20 protein-coding genes and 1 tRNA gene are annotated in these 24,163 nt (G+C 57.0%); 13 read left to right on the top strand and 8 right to left on the bottom strand.

From position 1 onward, the window contains the following. Positions 1–38 precede the first annotated feature (38 nt). The 4 genes from GOW40_RS01495 to miaA all read right to left on the bottom strand — a co-directional run bounded on the left by GOW40_RS01495 (position 39) and on the right by miaA (position 5,582). The gene (locus GOW40_RS01495; protein ID WP_171129156.1) at positions 39–1,502 is read right to left on the bottom strand and encodes an ABC transporter permease; all 1,464 of its coding nucleotides are present in this window, start codon (positions 1,500–1,502) and stop codon (positions 39–41) included. A gap of 13 nt (positions 1,503–1,515) precedes the next feature. Next, complete coding sequence (locus tag GOW40_RS01490; RefSeq protein ID WP_171098637.1) at positions 1,516–2,562, bottom strand: ABC transporter permease; 1,047 nt, start codon at positions 2,560–2,562, stop codon at positions 1,516–1,518. Positions 2,563–2,687: 125 nt separating this feature from the next. Continuing rightward, the gene (locus GOW40_RS01485) at positions 2,688–4,358 is read right to left on the bottom strand and encodes an ABC transporter substrate-binding protein (RefSeq protein WP_171129158.1); all 1,671 of its coding nucleotides are present in this window, start codon (positions 4,356–4,358) and stop codon (positions 2,688–2,690) included. 330 nt (positions 4,359–4,688) lie between these two features. Beyond that, complete coding sequence (miaA, locus tag GOW40_RS01480) at positions 4,689–5,582, bottom strand: tRNA (adenosine(37)-N6)-dimethylallyltransferase MiaA (protein WP_171129160.1); 894 nt, start codon at positions 5,580–5,582, stop codon at positions 4,689–4,691. Between the two features lie 97 nt (positions 5,583–5,679). Here miaA and pyrH point away from each other — a divergent pair, with 97 nt between their 5' ends. The 10 genes from pyrH (at position 5,680) to GOW40_RS01430 (ending at position 17,167) form a co-directional block, all read left to right on the top strand. After that, positions 5,680–6,429 (top strand): UMP kinase, encoded by a 750-nt coding sequence (gene pyrH, locus GOW40_RS01475; protein ID WP_171098640.1) that lies wholly within the window; start codon positions 5,680–5,682, stop codon positions 6,427–6,429. Positions 6,430–6,623: 194 nt separating this feature from the next. Next, positions 6,624–7,850, top strand: a complete 1,227-nt coding sequence (locus GOW40_RS01470) for an aminotransferase class V-fold PLP-dependent enzyme (protein WP_171230835.1) — start codon at positions 6,624–6,626, stop codon at positions 7,848–7,850. Between the two features lie 51 nt (positions 7,851–7,901). Further along, entirely contained in the window at positions 7,902–9,323 is a 1,422-nt protein-coding gene (locus GOW40_RS01465; RefSeq protein ID WP_171129164.1) for a deoxyribodipyrimidine photo-lyase, read from the top strand. A gap of 69 nt (positions 9,324–9,392) precedes the next feature. Further along, positions 9,393–10,601 carry a cyclopropane-fatty-acyl-phospholipid synthase family protein gene (locus tag GOW40_RS01460; RefSeq protein ID WP_171129167.1) on the top strand — a complete coding sequence of 403 codons (1,209 nt, stop codon included), beginning with the start codon at positions 9,393–9,395 and terminating at the stop codon, positions 10,599–10,601. A gap of 17 nt (positions 10,602–10,618) precedes the next feature. Then, positions 10,619–11,059, top strand: coding sequence for a TrgA family protein (locus tag GOW40_RS01455; protein WP_171129169.1), 441 nt, complete (start codon positions 10,619–10,621; stop codon positions 11,057–11,059). Positions 11,060–11,089: 30 nt separating this feature from the next. Then, positions 11,090–12,208, top strand: a complete 1,119-nt coding sequence (locus GOW40_RS01450; protein ID WP_171129171.1) for an NUDIX domain-containing protein — start codon at positions 11,090–11,092, stop codon at positions 12,206–12,208. Positions 12,209–12,274: 66 nt separating this feature from the next. After that, entirely contained in the window at positions 12,275–13,309 is a 1,035-nt protein-coding gene (locus tag GOW40_RS01445) for a cysteine synthase A (protein WP_171129173.1), read from the top strand. After that, on the top strand, positions 13,309–15,726 hold the full coding sequence (locus GOW40_RS01440) for a DUF3772 domain-containing protein (RefSeq protein WP_171129175.1): 2,418 nt from the start codon (positions 13,309–13,311) through the stop codon (positions 15,724–15,726). The genes GOW40_RS01445 and GOW40_RS01440 overlap by 1 nt, the downstream gene beginning before the upstream one ends. 89 nt (positions 15,727–15,815) lie before the next feature. After that, positions 15,816–15,905: transfer RNA gene (locus GOW40_RS01435), tRNA-Ser, on the top strand. A gap of 245 nt (positions 15,906–16,150) precedes the next feature. Beyond that, positions 16,151–17,167, top strand: a complete 1,017-nt coding sequence (locus tag GOW40_RS01430) for a glycosyltransferase family 2 protein (protein WP_171129177.1) — start codon at positions 16,151–16,153, stop codon at positions 17,165–17,167. On the opposite strand, the gene GOW40_RS01425 is transcribed toward GOW40_RS01430, so the two are convergent. The 3 genes from GOW40_RS01425 to GOW40_RS01415 all read right to left on the bottom strand — a co-directional run bounded on the left by GOW40_RS01425 (position 17,055) and on the right by GOW40_RS01415 (position 20,798). Next, entirely contained in the window at positions 17,055–18,725 is a 1,671-nt protein-coding gene (locus GOW40_RS01425) for a hypothetical protein (protein WP_171136381.1), read from the bottom strand. The genes GOW40_RS01430 and GOW40_RS01425 overlap by 113 nt on opposite strands. Positions 18,726–18,742: 17 nt before the next feature. Next, complete coding sequence (locus tag GOW40_RS01420) at positions 18,743–19,633, bottom strand: lysylphosphatidylglycerol synthase transmembrane domain-containing protein (protein ID WP_171136382.1); 891 nt, start codon at positions 19,631–19,633, stop codon at positions 18,743–18,745. A gap of 106 nt (positions 19,634–19,739) precedes the next feature. Beyond that, positions 19,740–20,798, bottom strand: coding sequence for a hypothetical protein (locus GOW40_RS01415; protein WP_171098657.1), 1,059 nt, complete (start codon positions 20,796–20,798; stop codon positions 19,740–19,742). A 287-nt stretch (positions 20,799–21,085) separates the two neighbouring features. Here GOW40_RS01415 and GOW40_RS01410 point away from each other — a divergent pair, with 287 nt between their 5' ends. The 3 genes from GOW40_RS01410 (at position 21,086) to GOW40_RS01400 (ending at position 23,458) form a co-directional block, all read left to right on the top strand. Continuing rightward, on the top strand, positions 21,086–21,928 hold the full coding sequence (locus GOW40_RS01410; protein WP_171129183.1) for a glycosyltransferase family 25 protein: 843 nt from the start codon (positions 21,086–21,088) through the stop codon (positions 21,926–21,928). A gap of 106 nt (positions 21,929–22,034) precedes the next feature. Next, the gene (locus tag GOW40_RS01405; RefSeq protein ID WP_171099253.1) at positions 22,035–22,403 is read left to right on the top strand and encodes a group 1 truncated hemoglobin; all 369 of its coding nucleotides are present in this window, start codon (positions 22,035–22,037) and stop codon (positions 22,401–22,403) included. Continuing rightward, entirely contained in the window at positions 22,400–23,458 is a 1,059-nt protein-coding gene (locus GOW40_RS01400) for an adenylate/guanylate cyclase domain-containing protein (protein WP_171098661.1), read from the top strand. The genes GOW40_RS01405 and GOW40_RS01400 overlap by 4 nt, the downstream gene beginning before the upstream one ends. Before the next feature lie 2 nt (positions 23,459–23,460). Here the strand turns inward: GOW40_RS01400 and GOW40_RS01395 are convergent, their stop codons facing one another. Next, entirely contained in the window at positions 23,461–24,075 is a 615-nt protein-coding gene (locus GOW40_RS01395; RefSeq protein ID WP_171129185.1) for a TetR/AcrR family transcriptional regulator, read from the bottom strand. Between the last annotated feature and the right edge of the window lie 88 nt (positions 24,076–24,163).

The following is a 24,163-nucleotide window of genomic DNA, read 5'->3' as shown; positions in this document are numbered from 1 at the left end:
CCCGGGGTCTGGGGGCAGAACCCCCAGCACAGATCACATCAATCCTTCAGACTTTCCTCGCGCAGGCCATCGGCCAGCAGGTTCAAACCCAGAACCAGCGACAACAAGGCAAGAGCAGGTGGAAGGGCAGGGTGCAGATAGATCGACAAGAGCTTGCGCCCTTCGTTGATCGTTGACCCCCAATCAGGGCTCTCGGGTGGCAGGCCAAGCCCAAAGAACCCCAATGTGCCCAGAAGGATCGTGGTATAGCCAATGCGCAGGCAGAAATCGACGATCAGCGGGCCCCGCGCGTTGGGCAGAATCTCCCACAGCATGATGTACCACGGCCCTTCACCCCGGGTCTGTGCCGCGGCCACATAGTCGCGGGTTTTGATGTCCAGCGCCAGGCCGCGCACGATGCGGAACACGGTGGGTGAGTTCACAAAGACCACCGACACAAAGACCACCAGTATACCACCGGGAATATCGAACAGATCCAGAGGCGTGGGCAAACCCCAAATGCGGTAGTCATCCGTGTCGATGACATAGCCCCCCGTCGAGATCAGCGACAAATAAAGCCATCCCGCAACGCCCAGAACTCCGATCAGCAAAGGCGTTCGGAATTTCGGGCGTGTGTAATAGCGTGAATTCAGCAGAACACCCAGGAAGATGATCGGGAACACGAACAAAATGGCCGCCATATAGTTCGGCACACCTGTTGCCACGATTTCGGGCGTGACCAGCAGATAGAACAGCAAGATCACCGGGAAGGCCAGGATCAGGTTGGCCAGGAAGGACAGAAGCGTATCCAGTCGCCCTCCGTAATACCCTGCGGGCAAACCCAGCGTAATCCCGATCATGAAGGCAAACATGGTCGCCAGCGGTGCGATTTGCACCACAATCCAGGCACCTTTGACCATCCGGCTGAATACATCGCGCGCCAGGTTGTCGCCACCCAGAAGGTACCACGCATAAGCCCCGTCCTCGGATGCGGGCAGCGGTGTGCCAGGCACCTTGTTCTTCATACCCGAGACCTGCGACAGCGGGTCATGGGTGACGATCAGATCCATCGCCCCGAAGATGCCGGTGAAGACCCAGAACATCACAAGGCCAAACCCAATCATGCCGATGGGGCTGTCAAAGAGCTTGCCGTAAAGGCCCAGCCTGCGCTTATAGGCGATCGACATGGCGTAGAGGATGATCAGTGACACCCAAACGGGCAGGAATTGCTGTGACATCGCACCGATGATGCCCGCGCCGGTGCCCAACAAAACACCCAGCACGATATAGGCAACTCCCAATCCGACGCTGGCCAGGAAGCTGAGCCGCATCATCGATTGGATAAAGTTTCGCACCCCCGAGCCCGACGTAAGCGTGCCATCCGGATTCACCGTCATCTGTGGCTCTGGCAGCACGATGCTGGCCAGGATCCAAACCAGAATGGACAGAACCATGATGGCAAGAGCGATCCCCAGCAGGGGGTTCAGAAAGGCGATTGAGCCGGTCCAGGTCAATGGGTCCATAATCTCACCCTCCTTATGAAATGCGGATACGTGGGTTCAGATAGACATAGCCGATATCCGAGATCAGCTGCGTCACCAGAACCACAAAGACCGACACGACCGAAATCGCCAGCAGAAGCTGAATGTCGTTGTTGCCCGCCGCTTGCACCAGAGCCCATCCAAACCCCTTGTAGTTAAACAGGGTCTCGACGATCACCACACCATTCAGCAGCCATGGGAACTGCAGCATGATGACGGTGAAGGGGGCGATCAGCGCGTTGCGCAGCGCGTGTTTCATGACGATATTGGGGAAAGACACGCCCTTCAGCCGCGCGGTGCGGATATATTGCGCGGTCATCACCTCGGTCATCGAAGCGCGGGTCATTCGGGCGATATAGCCCATCCCGTAAAGCGCAATGGTGAGCACGGGTAAGAAGAAATTCTCGAAAGTCGGATTTTCCATCGCCTGCGTGGCGGTCCCCTTGAACCATTTCAAACCCACCGCCGATGATGTGAAGATCGCGATAAAGATCACGCCCGAGACATATTCCGGCGTCGCCGTCGTTGTGATGGCAAAGGTCGACAGCGTCCGGTCGGTGGCCGAGCCTTCTTTCATACCCGCCAGAATGCCCAGGATCAGCGCAGACGGAACCATCAGTAGCATGACCCAGAACATCAGCCGCCCGGTCAGGGCCAGGCGGTTGCCAACAACGGTCGAGACCTCTTCTTTGAAGACAGTGGAGTAGCCCCAGTATCCTTGCAGGATGCCACAGAAATTCGGAGATTCTTCCGCCGTTTGGCCAGGCAGAATACAACGTCCCTGAACCGTTCCATCCTCGTTCGTGTGCCGATACGAGGGCAGAACGCCCAGCCATTCGCCGTATTTCACAGGTGTCGATTGCAGATAGCCGCCTTTTTCAAGAAAGCTTTCAACCTGTTCGTCCGACATGCGGAAGTTGCCTTGCGTCTTCGCAAGCTTTTCCAGGTTGGGATATAGATTGGTCAGGTAAAATACCAGGAATGTCAGGCACAATGCTGTCAGCAGCATGATCCCGACCCGCCTTAATATAAAAAGTCCCATGTTAGCCCCTGTTGGTAGGCTGGCGCAGGTTTGATTTTACCTGTCGCGTCGCTGTCTGTTTTTGGTCGCTGTCGTCAGGACAAAAAAGCCGCGCCCGGGTTTGGGCGCGGCTAAGAAGTTTCGGCTTAGGACGTAAGGCCGAACTTATAAAGTTGCGGCAGATCCGCGATGTGCTTTTCGACACCCACCATATTGTCACGGTGGTGGCGGATAGCGGTGCGCCAATACGGCTGGATGGTTACACCTTCGTCGATCATGATCGCCTGTAGCTTGGCCATGACCTCGCGACGCATATCCACGTCAGCCAGAGAGTTGGCCTCGGCCAGCAGCGTGTCGAACTCTTCGTTGGCAAAGCCGGACTCGTTCCAGGCAACACCCGACTTATAGGCCAGCGCTAGAACCTGCGTGCCCAGCGGGCGGTGGTTCCAGTTGGTCGACGAGAACGCGTATTTCGTCCAATCGTTCCAGAAGGTCGAGCCGGGCAGGACCGTGTGCTTGGCCTTGATCCCAGCGTCGTTCAACTGAGCAACAACAGCGGCGGTCGTATTACGGCGCCAGTCATCGTCGATCGACTGAACTTCATGCTCGAAATCACCCATGCCCGCTTCGTCCATCAGCGCTTTGGCGCCTGCCGGGTCATAGGGTATGCGCGTTACAGCCGAGTCAAACTCGGGGTGCATCGGGCCCACATGGCAGTTCTCGGCCGGGATGCCATAGCCGGACATGCCCAGTTCCAGACAGACTTCGTTGTCCACCGCCATGGCCAAAGCCTGACGAACGCGTTTGTCGCCATAGATCTTGTTGCCATCTGCATCTTCGGCCAACTGGTTTGGACGAATGACGATGGTGAAGCCAGACGGGATTTCCGAGCGTACAAGGCCGATACCATCGAAAATGTCGACAAATTCGCCAACCGATTCCCAGTTCATGTCGATCTCTTCGGCCTCATAGGCCGCCAGGAACGCTGCGGGATCGGTGCCGTAATCGATGAACTCGATCCGGTCGATATAGCCACCTTTGCCGGCCTCGTAGCCCCACCAGTCGAAATCTTCGTTGCGAACGAGAACGCCTTTCACGCCAACTTCGTGGCTTTCGGGCTTCATGAATCCGGTGCCGATCGGGTTGCCCAGCATGTCATTTGCGTCAAAGCTGCTGTGCACAATCGCCGCCGGATAGTCGGCCATGCCCGGAATGATGGTGATGTCCGGCGCGTTGCACTTCAGCTTGACAGTGTGCGAGTCGACGACGGTGATCGCCCCGTCCGCAGCTTGCTGTGTGCTTTCGTCCATCAACGATGCCATGCGCGAAGCCATCGAGTTGCCTTCGAGCGCGCCGTCGCACCAGCCGGTGATGTTACGAGCCACGTCTTCGGCGGTGAAATCATCACCGTTGTTCCACTTTACGCCTTTGCGCACGTTCAAAGTGTACTCGGTGGCGTCCTCATTGGCTTCCCAGCTTTCCAGCAGCATTGGCTTAAAGCTACCGTCGTTGTTGTATTCAACAAGATACTCCAGCCAGCCCGCCGTGTAGGTCGCGATCTGCGTCCAGTCGTAGGTACGCGGATCTTTCAGCGCGCGTACTTCCATCTGATAGCGGATGGTGCCTCCACGCTGCGGCTCTTGCGCGGCAGCGGGTGTCTGCAGGCCGATCAGGCCATAGGCGGTTGGTACCGCAACGCCCAAAGCAGTAACACGCGCCATGAATTCACGGCGGCTCAGGTTGCCGTCCCGATATTCCTTGGCATGCATTTCTGCGGCCCAATGGACCGGGCTTTCAACTTGTGTCTGATTAGTCATCGATGTCTCCCTGTGACACGGTAGTTCTTGGTGGAATCCGGCGCTATGCGCACCCTTGGGTGAGCAACAGCAGCGCCAACAGTTCTGTTTTTCGGATTCCACGCGTCCCCATGGCCGTATTCCGCACCAGAAAATCCGTGAGGTCAATGTGAGAAATCGACATCAATGATACAAAAACGACATCCTCAATTTTTGTTAGCGCCATAGCGCGACATCTATGTCGGTGTCTGGCTTCTGAGGGGCGTGTCGACAAGATGTGCTGCCCGGATTTTCAGGTGTTGGTCTGACGGGCTGGTAACAGTTTGATTTATTAGCCGGTTTTGGTGGCCCTCAACCCAATGGGTTTATCCGGTGCCAGTGCTTCATCCGCGCGCGAAACCATGTGCGCTGCCGTTTGGCGAATTGCCGTGTGGCTATCGTCGCTCTGTCCCTTGCGTCATCCAGCGACATGGTACCTTCAAGGTAAGCCATAAGCTCGGGAACGCCGATCGCCTTGCAAGCCGGGCGCGACGGGTCGTACCGGCTACGCATGGCGGCGACTTCGTCTAACGCGCCCATATCAAGCATTTTGTCGAAACGCTGTCGGATCCGATGCTCAAGCCAGTCTTTTTTGACGTCAAAAACAATTGGCACTGTGTGGGTTAGCGCCAGTGTCGGCGGTGGGGTATTGGCCTGCCAATCCGACAAAGAACGTCCGGTGGCAGCCTGAACTTCCCAGGCGCGTTGAACCCGCGCACGGTTGTTGCTGTCCAGGCCTTGCAGCGTCTTAAGGTCCACTCCGACAATCAGCGCCGACAAGGAAAGCTGATCGGCTTTGGCCCGGATTTCTGGCGGAATTGGTGGAATGTCGGCCATGCCTTCGGTCAGAGCGGTGAAATACAAGCCAGTACCGCCAACGATAATGGGGCGCGGTCCACCGTGCAGCAAGGGCGTGACCTCGCGCAGCCAATGACCGGTCGAGTAGACTTGATCATAACGGATATGGCCATAAAGCCGATGTGGCGCGCGGGCCTCATCCTCGACTGAAGGGCGGGCTGAAATGACGCGCCAGCAGTCATAGACCTGACTGGCATCCGCATTCACAATCACACCGCCAAACTGTTCTGCAATCTCAAGCGCCAGATCCGATTTTCCCGAAGCGGTCGGGCCCGCGATCAGCACAGGTTTGTCCTTTGGGATCGTTGGCAATTGCTTCCACAGCCGGGTCATGCTGCTATCGGCCATTGGTGGTCGCCTTACTTCGGTTGCAACCGCATTGAACCTGCGGGTGTTTTGCTTCATTTTGCGCGCAAAATAACCCCGTGCCAGCCCGGAGCGCAATATGAGCCTTTCCCCCACAGAACCCACAGAGACGCCAAAAACAACTTATAAACGCGTGATGCTGAAAATATCCGGTGAAGCGCTGATGGGGGATCAGGGATTCGGCCTGCATCCGCCAACCGTGCAACGTATCGCGCAAGAGGTGAAGTCGGTGCACGATATGGGCGTCGAGATCTGCATGGTGATCGGGGGCGGCAACATCTTTCGCGGACTAAGCGGCTCGGCACAGGGGATGGAGCGGACGACAGCCGATTACATGGGCATGCTGGCCACCGTGATGAATGCGCTTGGGATGCAGTCGGCTCTGGAAGAGGTGGGCGTTTTCACCCGGGTGATCTCGGCCATCCGCATGGATGAGGTCTGCGAGCCCTATATTCGTCGCCGCGCCGTGCGCCACCTGGAAAAACAACGTGTGTGCATCTTTGCCGCCGGAACCGGCAACCCCTATTTCACCACTGACACCGCCGCGACGCTGCGCGCTAACGAAATGGCCTGTGAGGCGATCTTTATGGGTAAGAACGGGGTGGATGGTGTCTATGACAAGGACCCCAAGGTTCATGCGGATGCTGTACGCTATGACACGGTGACCTATGACGATGTTCTGGCCAAACGTCTGCGGGTCATGGACGCCTCGGCTATCGCTTTGGCGCGCGACAACAATCTGCCATTGATCGTCTTTGGTCTGGATGAGCCTGGTGGTTTCCGTGGCATCCTGGCAGGTGAGGGGACCTATACCAAGGTTCAAGGCTAAGACTGCCTGACCTCACGGGTTGACGGAGTGACCGTCGCTGGGCTTATTTGTGTCGTCTGCGCTTTGGATCGAGGTGCGGGCTGCCGTGCATCTGACACGGCTGGCTGGAAGACCTGCCTTGTTTTCGGTGCAGCCCCGAAGAACAGGCGGGCTGCCCTTCGATGGACATAAAGATGACGAAGGAGCGATGTGTGATGAGCACCTTGGATATTGAATTCGTTCGGGCACAGTTTCCGGCCTTTTCCGAGCCCAGCCTGCAAGGTCAGGCGTTTTTTGAAAACGCGGGCGGGTCTTATACATGCAAGCCCGTGATCGACCGGCTGCAGCGGTTCTATACGCAACGCAAAGTCCAACCCTATTCGCCGTTCGAGGCCAGCACGCTGGGCGGTGCTGAAATGGACGAAGCATGGATGCGCCTGGCGGCGATGCTGGGTGTCGACACCGATGAGCTAAGCTTTGGACCGTCGACTACTCAGAACACCTATGTTCTGGCCAATGCGTTCCGTCAGTGGATGAAACCCGGCGAGGCGATTATCGTCACCAATCAGGACCACGAGGCGAATTCGGGCCCGTGGCGTCGTCTGTCCGAGGACGGGATCGAAATCCGCGAATGGAAGATTGACCCCAATACCGGGTCTTTGAACCCCAATGATCTGGAAACCTTGCTGGATGACTCGGTACGTCTGGTCTGTTTTCCCCATTGTTCAAACGTGGTGGCCGAGATCAACCCGGTCACTCAGATCACTGCGATTGCGCACGCGGCCGGGGCTTTCGTTTGCGTGGATGGCGTGTCTTATGCGCCGCATGGTCTGCCCAATGTTGGCGATCTTGGTCCCGATATCTATCTGTTCTCGGCCTATAAAACCTATGGACCGCATCAGGGCTGCATGGTCATCCGGCGCAATCTGGGGCAATTGCTGCCCAATCAGGCGCATTTCTTCAATGGTGATGTGCTCTATAAACGCTTCACCCCAGCAGGGCCAGATCATGCGCAAGTCGCTGCCAGTGCGGGCATGGCGGATTACTTCGATCAACTGTGTGATCACCACGGTGGACCCGCAGAAGGTGCGGCCAAGCGCGGCGCGTTTGTGCATGACCTGATGCGCGCGCATGAGGTCGAGCTCTTGCAACCGGTTCTGGACGCGGTCAAATCGCGCAATGCTGTGCGCTTGATCGGCCCGTCCGACGCCACGTGTCGCGCACCGACGGTTGCATTGGCCCTGAATACCGAAGCGGAACCCGTGGCGGCTCAGCTGGCTGAGCATGGTATCATGGCCGGAGGCAGCGACTTCTATGCGGTTCGGCCTTTGCAGGCGATGGGGGTTGATCTGGAAAAGGGTGTGCTGCGGCTGAGTTTCACGCATTATACCTCTAAACAGGAAATAGATCAGCTTTTAGAGGCGCTTGATCGCGTTTTGTGATCCGATATCCGGCCTGTTTCGTAACACTAAAAAAACGGCGGGGCGGATAAGATGACAGGACAGAAACCCATCATCATGTGGTTCAGGCGCGATCTGCGCCTGACCGATCATCAGGCCCTGCACGCTGCGATGCAAAGCGGGCGACCCATTGTTCCTCTGTTTATCTGCGATGACCTCGCCCGGGCTCTGGGCGCCGCGCCCAAATGGCGTCTTGGGCTGGGGCTTGAGGCTTTCGATGCCGCTTTGCGCAAACACGGCAGCCGGCTGATCCTGCGCAAGGGCAACGCTCAGGACGTGCTGCAAGATGTGGTACGCGAGACCGGCGCGACCGACATCTACTGGTCGCGTGCCTATGATCCCGGTTCGGTCATGCGAGACAAAGACGTCAAAGCATTTTTCACCCAAGCTGGGCTGAACGCGCGGTCTTTTCCGGGTCAACTGCTATTTGAACCCTGGGACGTCGCCACGAAGGCAGGCCAGCCCTTCCGCGTCTTCACACCGATGTGGCGCGCGGTTCAGGGGCGTGAAGTGTCTTCCACGGTTGCGGCGCCACCCCTACTGCCAGCGCCGGAAAGCTGGCCGAGGTCGGACGATCTGGGCGCATGGGCGTTGGGCGCAGCCATGCGGCGGGGCGCATCTGTTGTGCGGCCTCACGTGCACCCAGGTGAAGACAGCGCGCTGGATCAGTTGGAGCGTTTTCTAACGCATGTCAGTGACTACTCCGATCAGCGCGATCAGCTGGCCGTCAACGGGACCTCTGATATGGCGGAGTATCTGTCACTGGGCGAAATCAGCCCGCGCGTGATCTGGCACCGGGTCAAACAGGCAGGTCTTTTGGGCGCAAGCCGCACGGATGCATATCTGCGGCAGTTGGTCTGGCGCGAGTTTGCCTATCACCTGATGTTTCACACGCCCCACATGCTGACCGAGAACTGGAAACCTGAATGGAACAGTTTTGACTGGCAAACAGACCCGGACGCGCCCGAGGTTGTGGCGTGGAAGCAGGCCCGCACCGGCGTACCACTGGTCGATGCGGGGCTTAGGCAGATGTATGTCACCGGGCGGATGCACAACCGCGCCCGCATGATTGTGGCGAGCTACCTGACCAAGCATCTCATCACGCATTGGCGCATCGGGATGGATTGGTTTGCGGACTGCCTGACCGACTGGGACCCTGCATCAAATGCCATGGGCTGGCAATGGGTCGCGGGGTCGGGCCCGGATGCGGCGCCGTTCTTTCGCATTTTCAACCCTGAAACACAGCGCGAACGGTTTGATCCGACCAAGGCCTATCTGCACCGCTGGATTGCTGAAGGCCAACCGGATCCGGGAGCCGAGGCTCTGTCCTATTTCGAAGCGGTTCCGCGCGCGTGGGGGCTGAAGCCGGACGCGCCGTATCCCAACCCTGTGGTTGATCTGCAAGACGGCAGGCGGCGCGCATTGATGCGTTATGAGAACACAAAATCCCAGTAAGGAACTGAAAACTTGCCAGAAACGGAATCCCGCCATAGCCTGACGCAACGACCGCAAAGGGGAGAGCGGATGATACTGACCACCACGGAAGGGCAAAAAGACCTGCCCAGGTATTTCACGCAAGTCTTCAAAATGATCAGCCTGCTTGAAGCTGGCCGATTGGATATAACATTGCCGGATGGGCGCGTTTTCCGGGTCGAAGGGCCCAAACCGGGGCCTGTTGCCGAGGCCCACATTCACGACCCCGAAGTGTTTTCGCGATTGGTGCGGGAAGGTGAATTGGGGTTTTCGGACGGATATCTGGAAGGCCAGTGGAGCACGCCGGACCTGCGCGCTTTCATGGATCTGGTGCATCTGGGGTCAGATGCGTTCTACGACGATTTCAACGGTCAGTTTCTCGTGCGCGCCTATGAACGCCTGCGGTTCTGGCTACAGCGCAACCATCGTGCGCAAGCCAAGAAAAACATCTCGTACCACTATGATCTGGGCAATGACTTCTACGCCTTGTGGCTGGACGAGACGATGACCTATTCCAGCGCCATATTCGAGACGGGTCAGGAGAGCCTGGAAAAGGCGCAAACGGCCAAATATGCCAGTATGGTCGACGAGATGGGTGCAAAACCTGGCGATCATATCCTTGAGATCGGATGTGGATGGGGTGGTTTCGCCGAATATGCCGCCAAAGAGCGCGGCTTGCAGGTCACAGGTTTGACCATCAGCGAAGAACAGTTGAAGTTCGCTCGACAGCGCATTGAAAAAGCGGGACTTTCTGACAAAGTGAACTTCAAGCTTCAAGATTACCGCGACGAACAGGGCCAATATGACGGCATCGCCTCGATCGAGATGTTCGAAGCGGTGGGTGAGAAATACTGGCCCTCCTATTTTGATACGGTCCGGGAACGGTTGAAACCGGGGGCTCAGGCAACTCTGCAGATCATCACGGTGGCAGATCATCGCTGGGACATCTATCGAAACAGCGTTGATTTCATTCAGAAATATATCTTTCCAGGCGGTATGCTTCCGGCCCCGTCAGTCCTGCGAGAGCAGGTTCAGCAAGCAGGTCTGGACGTTGTGAAATCGAAAGAGTTCGGCAAAAGCTATGACCTGACCCTGCGGCGTTGGTACGACACGTTCAACGACAAATGGGATCAGATCGCGGATATGGGCTTTGATGAGCGTTTTCGCCGCATGTGGAATTATTATTTGACCGCTTGCGGCGCGGCCTTTGACACGGGCAATTGCGATGTGACACAGATCACAATAGCCAAGCCGAACTAACAGATGGACACAGCAAAATGCCCACTGCCCATAGACTTGTCGCCGGTATTTGCCTTCTGGTGATCGCCTTCATCGTTTCGACAATGATCATTGCGAATGGGGAAGAAGGCAAAGACTATGGCTATTTCACATATGTGAATATGGGCCTTGGTTTGGCCTGTGGTTGGAAGGTCATGGGCAAACGTGCAGGTCGCGGTTGGGTCGCGGCAGTAAACAACGGTTTGACAGGGGTGGCGGCTCTGGTGTTTTGGGGGCTGTTTGTTCAGGGCGTCTATGAGATGTTCCGCCTGGCCATGCGCCATCGCTATGACGGACCATTCGACGCGGTGTTGGCGATATTCACTCTTAGCGTTGAATATGGTCGACAGCTGATCACCCCGGAAATCCTGTTGACGCTCGCAATTGGTGCCGTCATCACAGGCTTGCTGACCGAAGTCGCGTATCGACGCTGGCGATAGTGGCTGTTCCAATTCACAGGATCTAATTCATTGTCCGATTTGTTTTTCTATGGCACGCTGCAATACGTGCCGTTGCTTGAACGCGTTTTGAACCGCGAACCCGGCGATCTTCGAACAGAAGCTGCTGTTTTGTCTGATCATGCGGTCTTTGCCGTGAAGGATCAGTCCTTTCCGATGATCATGGCCAAGCCGGGCGGCGCGGCGCAGGGGCTTTTGGTCCGCGGCTTGAGCCAGGAAGATCGCGACAGGTTGGACTTTTACGAAGGTGGTTTCGACTATGCTTTGGATACGCGAACCATAGCATTGGCCGATGGAGAGACCGCGCAGGCCTTGGTGTTTTTTCCCGCGCCGGGCCTTTGGACGCCGGACAAACCTTGGAGTTTGCAAGATTGGGCGGATGAATGGGGCGCATTGACGGTTCTGGCGGCCGAGGACGTCATGGCGCAATACGGTATCCTTTCTCCGGCCGAGATTGCCAAAGCTTTCCCGGCAGCTCGAATGCGCGCCTGGGCCAAGCTTGAGGCGCGCAAACGGCTGACCGATGATCCGCGCTCTGTTGCGAAGGACGTTATCGTACATAGCCACAAACGCGCCTATCTGGGCTATTTCGGGATGGAAGAGATCGAGTTCCAACATCGTCAACACGATGGAACTATGGGGCCGGTACTTCATCGCAGTGCTTTGATGCAGGGCAGCGCAGTGGTTCTGCTGCCCTATGATCCGCTGCGCGATCTGGTGTTGTTGGTCGAACAGTTTCGCACGCCGGCTTTTTTGATCGATGATCCCGAGCCCTGGTTGTGGGAACCGGTTGCAGGCATGATCGATCCGGGCGAGACCCCTGAGCAAGCGGTGCATCGCGAATCCATGGAAGAAGCACAGACCGAGCTGACATCACTGCATTATGTCGGGGGGGCCTATTCCTCGACCGGATCATCCACCGAATTTGCCCATCTCTATGTCGGTCTGGGAGATCTGACCGAAACAACCGAAAGCGGCGGCTTGCAGTCAGAGGGCGAAGATATCCGCAGCAAAATCCTGCCTTATGAAGAGTTTATGCAAATGGTTGATACCCATGTCTTCAAGGATCTGCCTCTGCTGACCTTGGCCCATTGGTTGGCCCGTCATCGTGATCAATTGCGGCAGCCATGATCGCCGCTTGTGGTCACGGCAGGTGGCCTGTAAATCTTTCGCACTACCAATAGACAAGAGGGCGCCATGCGCATTGCACGAGACCTGGCCGACGCCGTTGGCAACACCCCACTGATCCGTCTGCGTCGTATCAGCGAGGAAACCGGCTGTGAAATTCTCGGCAAGGCCGAGTTCCTGAACCCGGGCCAATCCGTCAAAGACCGCGCGGCACTGTTCATCATCAAGGACGCCATCGCACGCGGAGAGCTGAAGCCCGGTGGCACCATTGTCGAAGGAACGGCGGGCAATACCGGTATTGGTCTGGCGCTGGTCGGGGCCTCGATGGGGTTCAAAACCGTGATCGTGATCCCTGAAACCCAGTCGGAAGAAAAGAAAGATATGTTGCGTCTGGCCGGCGCGCAGCTGGTGCAGGTACCGGCGGCTCCGTATCGCAATCCGAATAACTTCGTGCACTATTCGCGCCGTCTGGCCGAAGAACTGGCGCAAACCGAGCCGAACGGGGCGATCTGGGCGAACCAATTCGACAATGTGGCCAACCGGCAGGCACATGTGGAAACCACAGGGCCCGAGATTTGGGAGCAGACCGGAGGCAAGGTTGATGGCTTTGTCTGCGCTGTCGGCTCCGGGGGAACATTGGCCGGTGTCGCCGAAGTGCTGCAGCCCAAAGGCGTCAAGATCGGCATTGCCGATCCGATGGGCGCGGGGCTCTATTCCTATTACACCACTGGTGAAATCGCGATGGAGGGTGGCTCGATTGCCGAAGGTATCGGACAAGTTCGGATCACCAAAAACCTCGAAGGGTTCACACCGGATTACTCTTATCAGGTCACGGATAACGAGGCTCTGCCCTATATCTTTGCCCTTCTGCGCGAGGAAGGCCTGGTGATGGGCGGCTCAACCGCGATCAACATGGCGGGTGCTGTGCGCTTGGCCAAAGATCTGGGCCCGGGCCATACGATTGTGACGATCCTGTGCGACTATGGCACGCGCTACCAGTCCAAGCTGTTTAACCCCGAATTCCTGCGGGAGAAAGAACTGCCTGTGCCGGACTGGATGACCGAGGCACCGCGCAGCATTCCCGGCGTTTTCGAGGACGTATGATGCCACGGCGATTTCGCCTGCTTGCTGGTCTATTTACGCTTTGGTTGATCTGTCTGAGCAGCATGGCCGCTGCTCAGCTGTCGGATCGACAAAGCGAGTATTATCAAAAATGGCTGAGCACGGCGGATCGCGCAGAAGAAGTGATCGAGGCCAACAGGGCCTCGGAAGCAGCGCTTGAAAACCTGCGGCTAGAACTGGACGGGTACCGCGAGGATTTCAACAGGGCGCGTGGGGCCAATACCGAGCGTATCGCAACGCTTCAAAACCAGATTGAGGCGTTGGGGCCGAAACCCGAAGGTGACGCGACCGAGCCTGAGGAAATAGCCACACTCCGCGAACATCTTGAAAGCCAACTCAACAGCTTGCGTGTTCCGCGCATTGTGTCGGAGGAGGCGTTTACGCGGGCCAATGGTCTGATCAATGAAATCGACCAGATCCTGCGCGAACGCCAGGCCAAGGAATTGCTGGAACGTGGCCCATCCCCCTTGAATCCAGCCAATTGGCGCCCGGCATGGGTCGACTTCACCGAAGCGACCAAAGGTCTGTGGAACGAGACGATCAGAAATCTCTCGTCCGATGTCGTGCATGAACAACTTCGCAACCGTGGGCTGGGAATATTCCTGCTTGTGGCGTTGGCGGTGGTGCTTGTCAGCTATGGGCGGCGCTGGTCCGAGCAGGGCGGCGCGTATATCCGCCATTGGGGTGGACGTGGAAGCGGTGTCGGAACCTTTGTCGTCTCGCTGCTGCGTGTCCTTCTGCCCTGGCTTGGGGTCGTCGCGTTTGTGAACGCAGTCAAGATGACGGGTATTCCGGGTCTGCGCGGCGCTTTGTTGCTAGAACAAATTCCGTACTGGGCCTGGTTGATCTTTTACTATGACTGGATCGGGCGTCAGGCCTATGTGCTGGGCGCGGCGCAAGGGTTCAAAAGGTTCTCGGAAGCGCGAACCAAAGAGCTTCGGGTCTACCTCGATCTGCTTGCAATAATGCTGATCTTGCACGAGATGGCCGTTCTGTTTGAGCAGATCGAGAATATCTCGGATGCAACCCGGGCCGTTGTTTCTTTCCCCGTGATTGTGGGAACCGCAATTCTACTGCTGAGAATCCGGCGGATACGGCGGCCCAATGCCCAGGACAGTGATGGGAAACCGGTCACCTTGGCCGGGTTCAGCCAATTGGTCGAGATCATACGACGGGCCTTGTTTCTGCTGGGCATCGCTGCGCCGATACTGGCCGTATTCGGTTACACGAATGCAGCCGAAGGCATCGTGTTTCCAACGGTCAAAACGCTTATACTGATTGGCGCGCTGGTGATCTTTCAGCGCTTCTTCAGCATGCTTTATGGCTGGATTACGGGGCAGGGCGACGCCGCGCGGGATTCTTTGTTCTCTGTCCTTATCGGTTTTGCGCTGGCATTGTTTTCTCTGCCTCTGATCGCGCTTTATTGGGGGGCGCGCGAGACTGACTTGCGCGAGATTTGGACGCGTATTCTGCAAGGGTTCGATATTGGCGGCGTCACCATTTCGCCCAGCAATTTCCTGACCTTTGTTGCGATTTTTATCATCGGCTATACGCTGACGCGTTTGCTGCAGGGTGGGCTGCGCAGTTCTTTGTTGCCCAAGACCAAAATAGATCCCGGTGGGCAGAATGCGATTGTGGCCGGAACCGGCTATGTGGGTATCTTCCTGGCAGCGCTGGTCGCAATCATGGTGGCCGGGTTCGATCTGTCTTCGCTGGCGATTGTGGCCGGTGCGTTGTCTGTGGGGATCGGGTTCGGCCTGCAAACCATCGTGTCGAACTTCGTCTCAGGCATCATCCTGCTGGTCGAGCGCCCGATCTCGAAAGGGGATTGGATCGATGTGAACGGGATGATGGGCTATGTCCGCGACATCTCGGTTCGGTCGACGCGGATCGAGACCTTCGACCGGTCGGATGTCATTGTACCCAACTCGGATCTGATCAGCGGTGTCGTTACCAACTATACCCGCGGCAACACAATCGGACGCGTGATCGTTCCCGTGGGCGTGGCCTACGGCACGGATACGCGCAAGGTCGAGGCCATATTGGGTGAGATCGCCAATGCCCACCCCATGGTGCTGGCCAATCCGGCACCGAGTGTTGTGTTCCAGGGGTTTGGTGCGGATTCGCTGGATTTTGAAATTCGTGCGATTCTACGCGACGTGAACTGGATGCTCTCGGTCAAGTCGGACATCAACCACGAGATCAACCGTCGCTTTACAGAAGAAGAGATCGAGATCCCGTTCGCACAGCGCGATGTCTGGCTGCGTAACGCCGAAGTACTGCGCGCGGCTTCTGAGCCACCCGCAACCAAGGATCCGGAAGCCCCGAAAGAACCCTCGAAGTCACCGGTCGAACTGAGCGAGCCGGATATGGATTCCGGCACCGGTGACGAGACCTGACTGTGGTGGCAGGCCCAACAAACGGCTGAACTTTTCGAAGCATTCTGGCCTTGCAAATCCGTTTGTGATGGTTCACATACCGTCGATACGGAGAGGTGGCCGAGTGGTCGAAGGCGCACGCCTGGAAAGTGTGTAGGCGGGAAACCGTCTCCAGGGTTCGAATCCCTGTCTCTCCGCCATTTCCCCTTTCAAATGTTCGGAGATCGCCGCATTTGAACGTGCATGACAGGGCTGTTCGAGGGGAAATTGCCACGCTTTCATGAGAATATGCACTGACTTTGGCTCATGTTCCGTCGCTTTGCTGGACGTCGCCGGTCGATCGCCGTTAGATTTCTGAAAACGAGAAAAACGGGTCAGAGCAGAACAATGACTGTCAATTCTTCCGAAATGCGGGCTTTTCCGCAGTGTTTTCGTGTGATGTGCCATGCGCGCTGATATCCTCTTGTCCATTATTATCCCGGCCCATCACGAGGCTGAAGGGCTGCAAGAGAGCTTGACGGTCATTCGCGGCCATACCGAAGATCTGTGTGCTGTTGAGTTCATTGTGGTCGATGACGGCTCGTCGGACGGTACGTGGCAGGTCATTCAACAACTGTCCACACAGCACAGTGACATTCACGGCGTGCGCCTGTCGCGCAATTTTGGAAAAGAAGCTGCTATCGCGGCGGGGCTTGAGGCAGCGCGCGGGGACGCGGTCGTAACCATTGACGCCGATCTGCAGCACCCGCCCGAACTGATCCGTGAGATGTTCAGGAAATGGCAGGCGGGCGCCAAGGTGGTGAACACCGTCAAGGAAAACCGTGAAGAGGAAGGTCCGATCAAGGCCTTTCTGACACGATGCTACTTCAAATTGTTCTTTGCTTTGGCCGGGATGGATGTGGGCAATGCGGCGGATTTCAAACTGCTGGATCGCGAGATTGTCGATTGCCTTATCGCCTTACCCGAGCGCGAGCGGTTCTATCGCGGGCTGGTTGCCTGGGTCGGGTTCGAGCAGGACACGATCCTGTTCACCGTTGCGCCGCGCAATGCAGGTGAAGGCAAGTGGTCGATGACCAAATTGCTGCGGTTGGCGCTCGACTCGATCGTGTCGTTCAGCACCACGCCGATGCATTTGATGACGTTTCTGGGCGGAGCGTTTGGCCTTTTGGCTGTCGCGCTCAGCCTTCGAACTTTGTGGCTGTGGATCACAGGCGCCGCTGTTCCGGGTTTCACCACGGTTATCTTGCTGCAGATCATCGTTGCCTCAATCTTGATGATCGGGTTGGGCATCATTGGGATTTACATCGCCAAGATCTATGAAGAGGTAAAGCGCCGACCCGACTTTATTGTTAGGGAGCGGACGTCGATGCGGCCTCTGGCGCATAGCGGTAGACGTCAAACGGACCAACCTGAAACGGAGCTTCGGAGTGTGCCTTCACGTGATCCAGAAGCTGCGCGCTGAGCGGGGTCAGGTATTTGTCAAACCTTCGGTTCACCACGTTTAGCGGAGCGGCCTCGTCCAGCGCGGTGATCGTGTTGGTGACATCGGCGTCACTTAGCAATCCCATGGCTGTCGAGAAATAGCGCACGGGCGGTGTGCGATTTGTCATGAAGTACAACTGTGGCTCGACCGGAATGGTCATCAGGTGAGCGTCATCTGAGCCTGTGCGTTCAAGTTCTTTCAGCAGGGTTTCGAAATCCGCTATGTCATCGGGCATCAGCCGTAGGCTGACACCGGGCAGTTCTGCCCGGACCGGTGGGCCGCGCCGTTCACCTGCAATGATACCGGTCAAACCACGCTCGACCGGTTGACCGGCCTGAAACGCAATCGCCCAAAGCGCGACGGCCAGCACGATCACCGACAGCGCAAAGGTGCCGCGCAAGATCAGCAGCGCGCACAACACCGCGGGCAGGACAAACATCAGGTAGATCGGGATCTGATAGTGCAGAGCGCCGATGGCCCAAAACACGGCCAAAATAGCGGTGGGTGAGCAGCGTTGAACATGCGTCACATCGCGGTTCACTATAATCCCAAGGGCCGGAACGGTCAGGATCAGAAAGATCCAAGCCAGACCGGATAGCGATGCCACCAGACCAGCACCCGAAAGCATACCCTGCCACGCCATTTGCAGCAGGTTCCAAAAGCTGGCCTGTGCGATGAAATCCTGCCCGTGGATCGACAGCGCCGAAAACAACATGTCGTTGAGCCAGAATCCAAAAGCGTCCTTTGAAAGGTTTGATATCGCCAGCGGAAGCCCGGCGATCAGAAACCCGGCTAGAACCAACATCACGGTGCGTCCGGCATATCCCCAAGAAAACCGTGCAGTCAGCATTGCCGTGATCAGCAGGCCCAAAGGCCAGATACCGGCCCAGAGAAAGGCCGAAAGCTGATCTTTGGTCGCTACATAGAGGATCAGCCCAAGGCTTGCGATGGCCCCGATCAGCAAGGCCGGACCTCGTGGATTGTCCTGTTCCTTTGGGGCCTCAACCAGCAAGACGCAGATCAGTCCCAAGGCCAGGAAAACACCACTGAGCTGGCGGGTAAAGAAACACATGCCGACCAGAAGGCCTGCCAGAAACAGCCGCAGCATGGACCCCGGCCGCAGCTTTTCCAGGCACAAGGCCAGAACGAAGAACCAGCCCAAGGCGTGCCAATTTGCGCTGGGGTTCGGGAATTGCACAAAGGAAAAGGCCGCAACGGCAATGCCGCCCACACAGGCGACGAAAGGACCCCGCGATGCGAGAAGGATGTAGGCGATGATGCTCTGCACCAGCGTGATTGCGATCAAAGGATAGCGCAGGCTCAGCAGGTCCTCACCAAACAGGCGAAAGGCCCAGGCGTTCAGCAGGTTGCCGTAACCGGCATGCAGATCGATGATATCCTTGTGGATAATGTACCCGGCATTCATGCGCTGCGCGATGTAGGCGTAAACGCCTTCATCCACCGGCCACCAGAACAGATCATGGTAGAAAAACAACATCAACGCGACCGACATCAGGCTCAGGAGTACCCCTGCCATATGAGGGTGTCGCGCGATCACCGGGCTGCGTCAGTCTGAGAAAACAGGGTTGTTGCAGCCGAGCCGATAGCTGCGGCCACGGCCTGCGACAGGCCAAAGATCACCGCCATTGCAATGGCGGTTGGGGCCTCGACCCCAATGGTGGCAAAGGCTGCGGCGGCAGCGAATTCCCGCGTTCCCCAGCCTCCAACTGAAATCGGTAGCGTCGCGGCCAGCAAGACCGCGGGAAACAGCACCAAAACCCCGAAGAACCCAACCGGAGCCCCTTGTTCCAGAAAAAACAGGTAAGCGATCAGGATGGAGGCGAGATGAGCAAAGATGGACAGGGCCGCGGACAGCCCTGCCACAGATAGGAACGCCGGGCCCAGAGCCGCTTTGTTTTTCGCACTACGTTGCCACCAGATAAGGATCGCGACCGTGATCGTTGTCGGCACGACAAAGGCGGCAAGGGCAACATAGATTGGCAGGATGGATGCGGCGGCGATGGCGCCAACAAGAACGATGGCACCCAAGGCAGCAAGTCCGATGATGCGATCAAAAACGCCAACCGCCATGGCTGTGCTCAGGCTCAACCCGTATTTGCGCACCAAGAGCACACGCCCGGCATCGCCCGCCAAGCCGGTGGGCAGCAGCAGGTTGCCCAACGTGGTCAAAAAGGTCAGTCGCGTGGCTTCACTCAGGCGCAGATCTGCACCAACTGAGCGGGCCAGGATGGCAAAGCGCCAGGACAGGATCAAAACGATCCCGGCCTGAATGGCAACCATCACCGCAAAGATCCAAATCGGTATAGCGCGCAGGCGTACCCAGACCTCGGACAGATCGATCAGGCTGGCGGCGATCCCCAGCAAGAGGATCAGGCTGAATACCCTCAGAAGGGCGCGTTTACGGGCGTGACGCGGGTCTGTCACTGATGACCCCGACGCGCCGGATGGAGATCCGAAAATTGCGCCAGGAAAGCGCGACCCCTCGGGGGACGCGCTGTCCTTGGACGGCAGCTGGACGGTTTCCACCGGATCAGCCTTGCGTGTTCAGATCCAGCGTTTCGCGGATTTTCGGCTTGCGCATTTTCCACAGCTTGCTGTCCACGATGTAGTGATGGAAATTCACGATCTGATAGAGAACGATGGTGGCCGACAGACCGGCAAAGAACACCCAGTCGATGGCGCGCAGAACGCCCCAATACACCACGCCGGTGATCACGATGCAGGTCAGAAGATAGAGCCACAACCGCTGTGGCTGCGAGATATAGGACAGGAACTTGGCATCGGGATCCACGCCGTCCTTGAAGCGTTTGACGTTGAACATCCAGACGAACAGGATGTACTGCGCGTTGTGCCAGATGTTGATCATCAGCCAGCCGATCGTGATGTCACTGGTGCCAACATAGGCCAGATAGAAGATCGCAAAATGCGACAGCATATACATCGAATGAACGATGGCCAGACGCCCTTCGCGCGCCGCCATGACGCGGGCAACGACCCAATAGGCCAGAAGGGCAAGAGTGATATATCCGGCGATTGCAGCAACTTGCGGCGGAACCGGCGCTGACCACAGCTCTAGCCCAATAAATGTTGGCTGCTGCTCGGCAGAGCGACTGAGGATGCCAAAGATCGGCAGCGCGTAGAAAATCGCCTGATCCAGCCAACCATCTTCGTATTTCGCCTGCGGATCCTTGCCGCGATAGGCGCGCGAAATGCCCCAGCTCTGACGGGCATAGTGCCACCACTGCCAATAGAAATAGATCGTTACGATGACCCAGAGGCCAAAGACCCACGCAACGCCCAAAGTGCCGACGACCACGAGTGGCAACAGGATGAACAACATGTTCTTGTTCTCGGCATAGCTTTGCTTGTCAAAGCAGATGCGCGTGTAGGTGGCGATCACGTGGTGATAGCCCAGGAACCACAGATCGATAACCAGTATCGGATAGAACAATGACGGCTCGATCAGTACCACGGCGCCTGTGATACAGGACAGGGCCAGCAGCCCGATAATGAAGCCGGTATCAAAGCGTGCGTTTCTGAGCCAAGGAAGCTCGGCATAGGTGCGGGTCGGAAGCGATGCGTCGGTCACTGCGTAAATCCTCGAAAGCTTTTTGTTTTTTGTGAGATGGGTACCACTTGGTCATGATCTTAACCAAGAAGAATGGCGCAAATTGGGCCTTGCAATGACATTGGTGTAGCGCCGTAATCACAGGTAAAAACATGTATTTCAGAGCTTTGTTTCGAAAATGTATACAGTTTAAGTGCGTTGAAAACGGTCGAGAAGCCGCGCCAGGCGGGCGGGTAAAGCGATTTGACCCAAAGGGCAGAGACTGTCACACAAGGGGCAGATATCCGCGCTTTCTCAAGGGGTAGTCCGTGCAGCATGTCATCGAAGAACCTGGGGACTTTGTGCACTATATCAATCTTGATCGCGTCCCGGCGCGCAAACGTTTCATGGAGACGCAATTCGCTCGGGCAGGGTTAAACAGCGCCCATCGGGTCAGAGCGATTGATGCGGGTCAGGACGCTGCTTTGGATCAAAACGGCTATGTCCCCGGAACCGGCACCCGCTGGGGCTTGAAACGCAGCGAAATAGCCTGTTTCGAAAGTCACCGCCTGGTTTGGCGGCAAGCGCTCGAGCGCGATGCACCGGCTGTTGCCGTTTTCGAAGATGATGTGGAAATGTCAGCAGGCGCGGGCGCTGTGATAACAGAACTTCTGCGCAATCCATCTGAATTCGATTTTGTAAAGCTTGACTATTCGCCGCGATCCTTGCGATTCGGTGCTGAGACAACCATCGGATCGATTGTGGTGCGCCCCATGCTGGAAATGGCGCCAAGCGCGGCAGCCTACGTGGTGTCGCAAGAGGCGTGTCGTAAACTGCTGGGTTGGTCGGAAAGCTATTCGGACCATTTGGATGATTTCGTCTCGCTGCCGCGTCCGGGTTGGCGCATGTATCAGTGCTTTCCCGCAGTTGGCGTTCAAATGATCTGGTCGGCCAGCCAAACCGAAGTCGAAGCACCCGTCGCCGCCAGTGAGCGAACACAGGATATCAAGACCAACAGCGGATTGGACAAGGGCCCAGCCTGGTTTCGTGTGCGCCGGGAACTTCGGGCTGCAACTCGCAAGCTCTACTGGCGTCTAGGGGCGCAAACCCGGCTATTAGATCAGGGGGGATATGTGGGGTACATTCCTTGTGCAGACGACTTGAAAGTCTGAACAAATTCGCGTTTCGGACAAGTGTTTACGCGTTAATCGTTAACAAAAGACCCAAACTGATATAGCGTGGTTGTGTTGACCACTTGAATTCAGATTGGTGCGAGTTGTGAGTCAGACGATCTATGAAAAATACGGCGGGTTCAAAACCATCAGCCGTATCGTAATGACCTTCTATGAATGGGCTTTGGATTCCGACGAAATTGGTGACTATTTCGACGACATCGACATGCCGCGTCTGATCGACCATCAAACCAAGTTTGTGTCATCTCTGGTCGGTGGTCCGGCGTCCTTCAGCGACGAACGGATCGAAGCCGTGCATCGCCACCTGAACATCTCACATAGCGATTTCGACGAGATGAGTGCGTTGTTTGCGCAAGCGCTGGAGCATCACGGGATGGCGCCTCGTGATATCGAAATTGCCTTGGCTGCGATCGAAGAAAAGCGTGGGATTATCGTCGTTCGGACCCCTGCATGAGCATTCTGGCCATCAATGAACATCTGCTGCGCGCCATTGGTGTGGGCGTCGCGGTGCTGCGCGCGTCTGACCTGACCTTTGTGTTCCACAATGGTCCCTTTGCGGAATGGTTCGGCACGCCTGAACCTGGCCAAACGCTGCCCGAGTTCTTCCCGGATCTGGATCTGCGCGAGTTAGAAGACGTCAAGCAATCGGGTCTGCAATATTCGGCCGAGCTTCAGATCAAGCCCAAACGCCGCACGTTGATTTTTGCAACGACGGTATCGCTGGCCAATGGGTTGGAAGAGCAAGTGCTGGTGGTCGAATTCCAGAACATCACGCGTATCCGCGAGTTGGAAAGCATGATCGACAGCTATTCGACCATGGTTGAACGCAACACCCGAGAGTTGGAGCGCGAGAAAGAGCGCGTCGAGCGTCTGTTGCTGAACCTGATGCCGCGCGCGGTCTATGAAGAGTTCAAGACCTTTGGCGTCGTGACCCCGCAGCTCTACAAGGAAGTCTCGGTTGTGATGCTGGATTTCGTTGGGTTCACGGATTTTGCCGCCAAAACTGACCCGACTGTCACGCTCAGCGAGTTGAACGATATTTTCACGGCCTTTGACCGCATCGTTGAACAGTTCGGGTGCGAGCGTATCAAGACGATTGGCGATGCGTATCTGGCGGTTTCCGGGATGCCGGATGAAACCCCCGATCATGCCACCGCCGTGGCCCATTGCGCGGTGCGCTTCCTGCGGTATCTGGAACGGCGCAACGAAAGCCATCCGCATAAGTGGCAGGCACGTGTCGGGCTGGCCACTGGGCCCGCCGTTGGTTCGGTGGTTGGGGTGCAGAAATATGTTTATGACGTGTTTGGTCCGGCGGTGAATACCGCGTCACGTCTTCAGGTTTTTGCAAAACCTATGCATATCGCGGCGCCGGCGGATATGACCTATGCCTTGATCGACGAATTTCAGATCACCGAAATTGGTCCGGTAGACATCAAAGGCATGGGTGTCATGGATCTGGTCAACGTCACCTCGCGCCTGAGCACGCCGCAAAGAACGCGCTCGTTCTAAGGCTAGTCGTCTTGGGGCACGAGGCCGAGGCCGCGTAAATAAATACCTATGCCGGTTTCCAGCAGGTCTTCGGGGGGGTAGGGTGAAGTGGCGCCTGTGTTGCGGGCAAACAGTTCGACCACCCCATGGCTCATCGCCCAGATATGGGCACTGAACATCGAAGCGGGTGGACGTTTCTCCGGTGGGATGTGACGCGACAGATCTTCGGCAGCCTTTTCGAGAACCCCTTTGGCACGGTTTGCGGCCATCGCCAGTTCGGGGGTGCGGTTGACCGAAATGCCACTTTCGAACATGGCGATGTAATGGCCTGGATGTTTGCGGGCAAAGGCCAGATAGGCGCGACCGGTTGCCTCGAACGCTGCCAGAGCGGACGGCTGACCCTTGTCACAGGCAAATTGCATCAAGTCAGCGAATATTTCGAACCCCTGGCGCGCGGCCTCGGCAATTAGATCCTCGCGCCCCTGGTAATGGCGATAGACTGCTGCTGGGGTTACACCAGCGGTCTTGGCCGCCTCAGACAGGGTGAATCCGGTTGGACCCTTGGCTTCGATCAGCGACAGCGCGGCCTCGATCAAGGCTTGTTTGAGGTTTCCGTGATGATAGCCGCGTTTGCTCATGCCCGGGTCATCTTTTTCTGACTGCTTGCCGCCTGGATGCATAGACATAGAGCACACAGCCAGTAGCGTCCAACAGTGATCGGCGTTT

Source organism: Ruegeria sp. HKCCA6707, assembly GCF_013033515.1.
Taxonomy (GTDB): domain Bacteria; phylum Pseudomonadota; class Alphaproteobacteria; order Rhodobacterales; family Rhodobacteraceae; genus Ruegeria.
Note: the sequence above shows the minus strand (reverse complement) of the source record. Positions and strands in the feature narration are given on the sequence as shown.